This is a genomic window from Blautia sp. BCRC 81119 (assembly GCF_003184505.1).
In the GTDB taxonomy this organism is placed as follows: Bacteria; Bacillota; Clostridia; order Lachnospirales; family Lachnospiraceae; genus Blautia_A; species Blautia_A fusiformis.
Window position 1 is genome coordinate 102,036 of record NZ_QJHD01000014.1, and the last position, 8,332, is coordinate 110,367.

The 8,332-nt window shown below is 45.0% G+C and carries 6 protein-coding genes; all 6 read right to left on the minus strand.

Features of this window, described 5'->3' with window-relative positions:
- Positions 1-37 precede the first annotated feature (37 nt).
- A complete protein-coding gene (locus DMI82_RS10385; RefSeq protein ID WP_110103241.1) occupies positions 38-1,870 on the minus strand; it encodes an ABC transporter ATP-binding protein in 1,833 nt (610 codons plus the stop codon).
- Positions 1,867-4,029, minus strand: a complete 2,163-nt coding sequence (locus DMI82_RS10390) for an ABC transporter ATP-binding protein (protein ID WP_110103242.1) — start codon at positions 4,027-4,029, stop codon at positions 1,867-1,869. Before DMI82_RS10390 ends, DMI82_RS10385 begins: the two co-directional genes overlap by 4 nt.
- Complete coding sequence (locus tag DMI82_RS10395; protein WP_021651325.1) at positions 4,022-4,540, minus strand: MarR family winged helix-turn-helix transcriptional regulator; 519 nt, start codon at positions 4,538-4,540, stop codon at positions 4,022-4,024. Before DMI82_RS10395 ends, DMI82_RS10390 begins: the two co-directional genes overlap by 8 nt.
- A gap of 301 nt (positions 4,541-4,841) precedes the next feature.
- Complete coding sequence (locus DMI82_RS10400; protein WP_044961487.1) at positions 4,842-5,015, minus strand: DUF4250 domain-containing protein; 174 nt, start codon at positions 5,013-5,015, stop codon at positions 4,842-4,844.
- A gap of 287 nt (positions 5,016-5,302) precedes the next feature.
- Positions 5,303-7,885 (minus strand): ATP-dependent chaperone ClpB, encoded by a 2,583-nt coding sequence (clpB, locus tag DMI82_RS10410; protein WP_110103244.1) that lies wholly within the window; start codon positions 7,883-7,885, stop codon positions 5,303-5,305.
- Between the two features lie 105 nt (positions 7,886-7,990).
- Positions 7,991-8,140: a hypothetical protein gene (locus DMI82_RS19775; RefSeq protein ID WP_156906918.1), complete on the minus strand. Its 150-nt coding sequence runs from the start codon at positions 8,138-8,140 to the stop codon at positions 7,991-7,993.
- Between the last annotated feature and the right edge of the window lie 192 nt (positions 8,141-8,332).

An 8,332-nucleotide genomic window follows, 5' to 3' on the forward strand; every position in this document is an offset into this window, starting at 1 on the left:
AATCCGCTTCGCTACTTCCTCATGAACAAAAACAGGATTATGCCTGTTTTTGTTCAAACTGACTGTTATACAGATCCGCATAGAAGCCCTTCCGTGCCAGGAGCTCTTCATGATCTCCCTGCTCAATGATATCTCCATCCTTCATCACCAGGATCAGATCTGCATCCTTAATGGTAGAAAGTCTGTGGGCAATAACAAAGCTGGTCCTTCCCTTCATCAGGTTATCCATAGCCTTCTGGATCTGCATTTCTGTTCTTGTATCAACGGAAGATGTGGCCTCATCCAGGATCAGGATCTTATTGTCTGCCAGGATCGCTCTTGCAATGGTAAGCAACTGCTTCTGCCCCTGAGAAACATTACTGGTTTCCTCATCCAGGACCATCTGATAGCCGCCGGGCTGCTGCATGATAAAGTTGTGGATATGGGCCGCTTTTGCTGCTGCGATCACCTCTTCATCCGTTGCGTCCAGTCTTCCGTAGCGGATATTTTCCATAATGGTTCCGGAAAACAGCCAGGTGTCCTGCAGCACCATTCCGAACATCTCACGGAGATTGCTGCGGTTAAAGTTACGGATATCATGTCCGTCAACCTTGATGCTTCCGCCATTTACATCATAAAAACGCATCAGCAGCTTTACGATCGTCGTTTTTCCTGCACCTGTAGGTCCTACAATGGCGATCTTCTGACCGTCATGCACATCTGCGGAAAAATCATTTACAATGATCTTATCCGGATTATAACCGAATTTCACATGCTCAAACTGTACATTTCCTTCCAGTCCCTCAATGGAATCCGGATTCTCCGGCTGAAGCTCTTCCTCCGGCTCCTCAAGAAATTCAAATACCCTCTCAGAAGCTGCCGCCGAGGACTGTAGAAGGTTTGTAACCTGGGCGATCTGCTGGATCGGCTGTGTAAAGTTACGGATATACTGGAAGAAGGACTGGATATCTCCAACCTCGATAGTTCCTTTGATGGCAAAAAGCCCTCCGAGAAGTGCCACCATCACATATCCCAGATTTCCCACAAACTGCATGATCGGCATCATCATTCCAGAAAAGAACTGTGACTTCCATGCAGACTCATAAAGCTTCTGGTTGTCATGCTCAAATTCCTTCAGCACATCCTGCTCTTTGTTGAATACTCTTACCACATCATGGCCGCCGAAATTCTCTTCCACCTGACCATTTACTTTTCCCAGATACTCCTGCTGTGCCTGGAAATATTTCTGGGAGTGTTTCATTACTTTATTAATGATAAGCATGGAAACCGGCAGGATCAGCACTGCTGCCAGTGTCATCCACACGTTGATGGAAAGCATCATGATAAATACACCGATCAGTGTTGTTACGGATGTGATCAGCTGTGTCATGCTCTGGTTGATGCTCATTTGCAGGGTATCCACATCATTTGTCACCCTGGAAAGGATCTCACCGTTTGTTCTGCTCTCGAAATAATTCATTGGCAGACGGTTGATCTTCTTTGAAATATCCTTTCGGAGATTGTATGTAACATCATTGGAGATCCCCGTCATAACAAATCCCTGGATCAGGGAAAAGCATGCACTTGCCACATACAGTCCCAAAGTCCACAGAAGGATCATTCCGATCTTACCGAAATCAATACCGCCTGTACCGTTTACCTTAGCAACCAGACCATTGAACAGCTCTGTGGTAGCTTTTCCAAGGATCTTCGGGCCTGCAATATTAAACGCTGTACCTGCCACTGCAAAGATAAACATCAGGATAAAACGAAATTTATATCTGCCCATATAGCCAAAGAGCTTTTTCATGGAGTCTTTGAAGTCCTTGGCCTTCTCTGTTGGCTGCATTCCGTGTCCGCCCATCGGACCTCTTCTTCTCTGCTGACTCATGCCAATTCCTCCTCTGATAACTGACTCATGGCAATCTGGCGATATACCTCGCAGGACTTCATCAGCTCCTTATGGCTTCCGATCCCTGCCATATGTCCATCGTCCAGTACAAGGATCTTATCTGCATTTAAGATCGTACTGATACGCTGTGCCACGATAATGGTTGTTGCTTCTTTTGTATGTTCTTTCAGCGCTTTTCGAAGTGTGCTGTCTGTTTTGAAATCCAGTGCGGAAAAGCTGTCATCAAAGATAAAGATCTCCGGATCTTTTGCGATAGCTCTGGCAATGGAAAGCCTCTGCTTCTGTCCACCGGAAACATTGCTTCCTCCCTGTGCGATCGGAGTCTTATATCGCTCCGGCTTGGTGTCGATAAACTCCGTAGCCTGTGCAACCTCTGCTGCTTTTTTCACTGCATCTTCCGAAATCTCTGTCTTTCCGTAACGGATATTGGAATCAATGGTTCCTGAGAAAAGTACACCCTTCTGCGGAACATAACCGATCCTGTCACGGACATCCTTCTGTGTCATTTTCCGGACATCCACGCCATCCACTTTCACAGATCCTTCTGTTGCATCATAGAAACGCGGGATCAGATTGATCAGTGTACTCTTACCACTTCCTGTACTTCCGATGATCGCTACTGTCTCACCTTTTTCTGCCTTGAAGGAAATGTCTGTGATAACATTCTCTCCTGCCTCCGGATATGCGAAGCTTACATGATCAAATTCTACAGTCCCCTTCACATCCTGGGAAGGCTGTACCGGATCCTCCGGATCCTGGACACTGACTTCTGTCTCAAGCACCTCGTTGATACGGCGTGCAGATACATTTGCTCTCGGCAGCATGATAGACATTGCTGTGATCATCAAAAATGACATGATGATCTGCATTGCATACTGGATAAACGCCATAACATCACCAACCTGCATGCTTCCGCTGTCTACTGCATAAGAACCGCTGTAGATGGTCAGTACGGAAACTGCGTTCATGATCAGCATCATCACCGGCATCATAAATGTCATACAACGGTTTACAAAGAGGTTTGTCTTCGTCAGAGTGATATTTGCATCCTCAAAACGCTCCTCCTCGTGTTTCTCCCGGCTGAATGCACGGATAACCGGAATACCGGTAAGGATTTCTCTTGTTACCAGGTTCAGCTTATCTACCATGGTCTGCAGGGCTGTAAATTTCGGCATTGCGATCCTGAACAGCATTGCCATAAATGCCATGATCAGTACAATGGCCACCCCAAGGATCCATGTCATGGAGGAATCTCTCTGAAGCACGCGGATCACACCACCGATTCCAAGGATCGGCGCGTAAAGCACGATACGGAACATCATAGCCATTACCTGCTGGATCTGCTGGATATCGTTCGTGCATCGTGTAATCAGGGATGCTGTTGAAAACTTATGGTACTCTCTGCTGGAAAAACCTATGACTTTGTTATAAACCAGCCCACGGAGATCATGTCCCATAGATGCAGCAACTCTGGATGAAAGAAATACCACACATACTGCAGCCATCATGGTGACCAGTGCCATCAGCACCATGCGGATACCTGTTGCTTTCATGTAATCCATCTGTATGGCATCCACATCTTCACCCATAGCTTCATATTCTGCACGAACATAGGAAACACCTGCCTGTGTGATGATGGATTCCTGCATCTTGTCGATCTTTTCTCCGACCTGGTCCTTCATAGCAGCCAAAGCCTCTGCCGGCATCTGAGAAAGAGCCGCCAGTGGATCCGTCCCTTCCGGGATTCCCATTTTTGCAAGAGCTGCCTTTGATTCCTCACTGTCGGACGTCAGAGTAGAAACGATCACCATCGGTTTGCCGAAGATATCGTTGAGTTCTTCTCTGTCTTCTTTGGAGATTTTATCCTTTAATACCAGATCATCTCCCTCTTCCTCATAAAATCCATCCACAGTTTTCGCATCATCCTCTTCCATAAACAGCTTCAGACTGTCCATAGACGTCTTTCTGATCTTCTCAGGAACACTGTCTTCAATACCGTTCTGCTGAATTCCCACATTAATGATATTTGATGTGTAATTCGGCAGAGACAGATCACAGTATGCCTGAAGAAAAAGAAGCGCAATGATGAGTACGATGTAACCTGCAGATCGTTTCAGATATTTCATCAGTTTAATCACGTTTCTGTTCCTTCCTTTCTGTCATTTCATCCGGATGAAGCTTTTCTATGGCTTCCTCCGGCTGGATCTTTTCGATATTTACAAGGATCTGCTCCAGAAATCTCCGAAGCAGGCACTGTTCCGCCTCACTGAAGCCTTCCATCATCACAGCCTCATTTTTATGGATCCGTTCCAGTGCTTTTGCCTTGATTTCCTTTCCCTTTTCTGTCATGTAGATCCTGGTCACACGCTGGTCCTTTTCATCCGGTTTCTTATAAAGAAAGCCTGCTTTCTCCAGTCTCTGTATCGATACATTTACCGTAGGCGGCTTGATATGCAGGATCTTTGCAATTTCCCGCTGACTCAGGCCATCCCTTCCGGACACAAGCCCCAGAACCGGTATCTGTCCCGGATAAATCCCAAGCTCCTGCATCTGACCAAAGCATTTCGTCATAAAATAACGGTCTACCTTCATAAACAGAGATAAAAAGCTGCTCTGCCTTTCTTTCTCATCTTCCTCCTTACAAAACACGCTGTCACTCCTCTCTCATCCGATCAGACACCTGCTCTTTGTTAATGATATACGAAGCAGTGATCTTCTTTTTTAATTAGTCGGCTAACTATATATAATATACATCTGCACAAAAAATGCAACTGGTTTTTGTGAATTTTACACTTTTTTAAGATTTACAGCTTCTTTAATTTCCACCTGAAATCTATTAATTAATTTGTTAAACTAATTTATTTTCTGCTGTTTTTCCTATTTTTCCACAAAAAAATACCCGCTTCGTTTTTTTATTCGAAACGGGTACTTCTTTCTGTTCCTGATTTTCTTATACAAACTGATTCACAGCCGGATCATAAGCATAATCGATCATGTCAAGCTTATCCTCCAGTTCTTTCCTGTTAAGTCCTCTGTCCTCACAGAAGGCATCCAGGGATCTGTAAAAATCCCGCAGCTGTGTATTTACGTAACTTAAAAGCATTACCGGGTCCTTTGGTATCATAATCTGTTTCCATCCTTTTATCTGATATTTATCCAATATTCCAGATGCTGCTGGATAGCTGTCTGATCTGAAATATCAGATTTACTATCTTACCAATTTTATTTTTTGTCAAGAGACAATAAAAAAATTTTTCAGGATTTTTTATTTCTTCAGTATCTGATAAAAATATTCCATTCCTTGTCCCAAAAAAGAACTGCCTAGTTCCGATTTTCATCCTGAAATGAATTTCTATCAGAACCGACAGTTCTTTTCCTTGTCAATCTATCATAACTTTATGGAGTTATTTTTTACTTCGTGCTGACGGTAAACGCTCCGTCCTTCACATCCAGCACAATGGTATCTCCCGCATGTACATCACCGGAAAGGATCTTCTTGGCTGTCAGTGTTTCCACGTAATTCTGGAGATAACGCTTCAGCGGACGTGCACCGTAAACCGGATCATATCCGTTGTCCACTACCATCTGTTTGGCAGCATCTGTAAGCTCCAGGGAAAGTTCCTGGTCAGCCAGACGGTCACTGAGTTCTTTTACCATCAGATCTATGATCTTGCCAATGTTATCCTTGGTCAGCGGCTTGAACATGATGATCTCATCCAGACGGTTCAGAAACTCCGGACGGAAGTGTCCACGGAGATCTCCCATAACCTGCTCCTGTGCCTCCGGTTTGATATCTCCCTTCTCGTCGATACCGTCAAGAAGATACGGAGAACCAATGTTGGAAGTCATAATCAGGATCGTATTCTTGAAGTCAATGGTACGTCCCTGGGAATCTGTGATACGACCATCATCCAGCACCTGCAGAAGCACATTGAATACATCCGGGTGAGCCTTCTCGATCTCATCGAAAAGAACAACGCTGTACGGTTTTCTTCGAACAGCCTCTGTCAGCTGACCGCCTTCCTCATATCCGACATATCCTGGAGGCGCTCCGATCAGACGGGACACGGAATATTTCTCCATGTACTCACTCATATCGATACGTACCATATTCTGCTCATCATCAAACAGTGTTGCAGCCAGAGTCTTGGCAAGCTCTGTTTTACCAACACCGGTTGGTCCAAGGAACAGGAAGGAACCGATCGGCTTTGTGGGATCCTTGATTCCGGCTTTGGAACGAAGGATCGCATCTGTTACAAGACGGACACCCTCATCCTGTCCTACTACACGTTTGTGCAGCTCATCCTCAAGGCCCAGCAGCTTGGTTCTCTCACCTTCTGTCAGCTTGGTTACCGGAATACCGGTCCATCTGGAAATGATACGAGCAATCTCATCATCTGTGACAGCCTCATGTACCAGGCTTCTGTCACTCTCTTTAACCTGCTTCTCCTCAACTTCCAGCTGCTGCTGAAGCTTCGGCAGCTCGCCGTACTGCAGCTCTGCTGCTTTCTCCAGATCGTAATTCTGTTTTGCTTTCTGGATCTGTTTATTGATATCCTCGATCTGCTCACGTAATTTCTGAAGCTTCTCTACGGAATGCTTCTCATTATCCCACTGAGCTTTCTGGGTATTAAAAGTATCTCTCAGCTCTGCAAGTTCTTTCTGCAGATCAGCCAGACGCTCTTTACTTAAGTTGTCAGTTTCTTTTTTCAGGGCAGACTCTTCAATCTCCAGCTGCATGATCTTACGTCTCTGCTCATCCAGCTCTGTAGGCATGGAATCCAGCTCCGTCTTGATCAGCGCACAGGCCTCATCAACAAGGTCGATTGCCTTATCCGGGAGAAAACGGTCTGTAATGTATCTGTGTGAAAGTGTGGCAGCTGCAACCAATGCACTGTCTGTGATCTTAACACCGTGGAATACCTCATATCTTTCCTTCAGGCCACGGAGAATGGAAATGGTATCTTCCACTGTCGGCTCATTTACCATAACCGGCTGGAAACGACGGGCAAGTGCAGCATCCTTCTCAATGTACTGTCGGTACTCATCCAGAGTTGTTGCACCGATACAGTGCAGCTCACCTCTGGCAAGCATAGGCTTCAGCATGTTTCCTGCGTCCATGACGCCATCTGTTTTACCTGCACCCACGATCAGATGAAGCTCATCGATAAACAGAATGATCTGTCCTTCGCTCTTCTTCACTTCCTCAAGTACCGCTTTCAGACGTTCCTCAAACTCACCACGATACTTGGCACCTGCAACCAGCGCACCCATATCCAGGGCAAAAATCTTCTTATTCTTAAGACCTTCCGGTACATCTCCTGCCACAATACGCTGTGCCAGTCCCTCGATGGCTGCTGTTTTACCAACGCCAGGCTCACCGATGAGAACCGGGTTGTTCTTGGTCTTACGGGAAAGAATACGGATAATATTCCGGATCTCCGCATCACGGCCGATCACCGGATCAAGCTTCTGGTTCTTCGCCTTCTCCACAAGATCCTCACCGTATTTATTCAAAGTATCATAGGTTGCCTCCGGGTTGTCACTGACAACTCTCTGATTTCCTCTGACTGTAGAAAGTGCCTGAAGAAAACGCTCTCTGGTGATTCCAAACTCATTGAAGATCTTCTTCATGCTCAGGCTCGGATTCTTCAACATGGAAAGAAACAGATGTTCAACAGAGACATACTCATCTCCCATAGCCTTCGCTTCATCCTCAGCACTGACCAGTGCCTTGTTCAGATACTGGCCAAAATGAAGCTGTCCACCGGAAACTTTAACTTTGGCATCCAGTGCTTTCTTTACTGTGTCAATAAAATATTCCTTCTGGATCTCCATCTTCTCGATCAGCTTGAGGATCAGGCTGTCCTCCTGTGTCAGCAAAGCATACAGAAGGTGTTCCTCTTCGATCTCCTGATTGCCATATTCATAAGCAATCTTTTCAAGATCCTGGACAGCCTGTACGGATTTCTGTGTAAATTTACTGATATTCATAGGCTTTCCTCCTATTCTATGAAAAGCATTTCCAATATTCGCATACCGGAAATGCTGTGCTTTTTTCTTGTTCTAGGAGAAATATAACACTATTTGTTAGCACTGTCAAGAGGTGAGTGCTAATTTTTGTGTTATTTTTTTGCAACCGTAAAATGAAAAACTAATTTCCGCCTTTAGCCCTTTATGCTCTTTTATTGGAAGGTGTTTCTTTACGAGCTCAAGTTTCAACTCCTTACTATACTGTTTCCTAGACATAAAAATATGCTCCTCATATGATAGATTTTTGGATATTTCCATTGTCTACCATATGGGGAGCATATCAATCCAACGTAAGCGTCCAATAAGAGGGTGTATCGAAATTTCTGGCTGTTGCATGTAAACTATTGATTAGAGTTTTGGGAGTTGACTCTAAAAACTCTAAATCTAATCTAAGGAGCAGGCTTATGG

What these genes read in the sequence shown, in the direction of transcription:
- DMI82_RS10385 (WP_110103241.1), bottom strand. Translation starts at nt 1,870, where the DNA reads ATGAGTCAGCAGAGAAGAAGAGGTCCGATGGGCGGACACGGAATGCAG.
- DMI82_RS10400 (WP_044961487.1), bottom strand. Translation starts at nt 5,015, where the DNA reads ATGATACCAAAGGACCCGGTAATGCTTTTAAGTTACGTAAATACACAG.
- clpB (WP_110103244.1), bottom strand. Translation starts at nt 7,885, where the DNA reads ATGAATATCAGTAAATTTACACAGAAATCCGTACAGGCTGTCCAGGAT.
- DMI82_RS19775 (WP_156906918.1), bottom strand. Translation starts at nt 8,140, where the DNA reads ATGTCTAGGAAACAGTATAGTAAGGAGTTGAAACTTGAGCTCGTAAAG.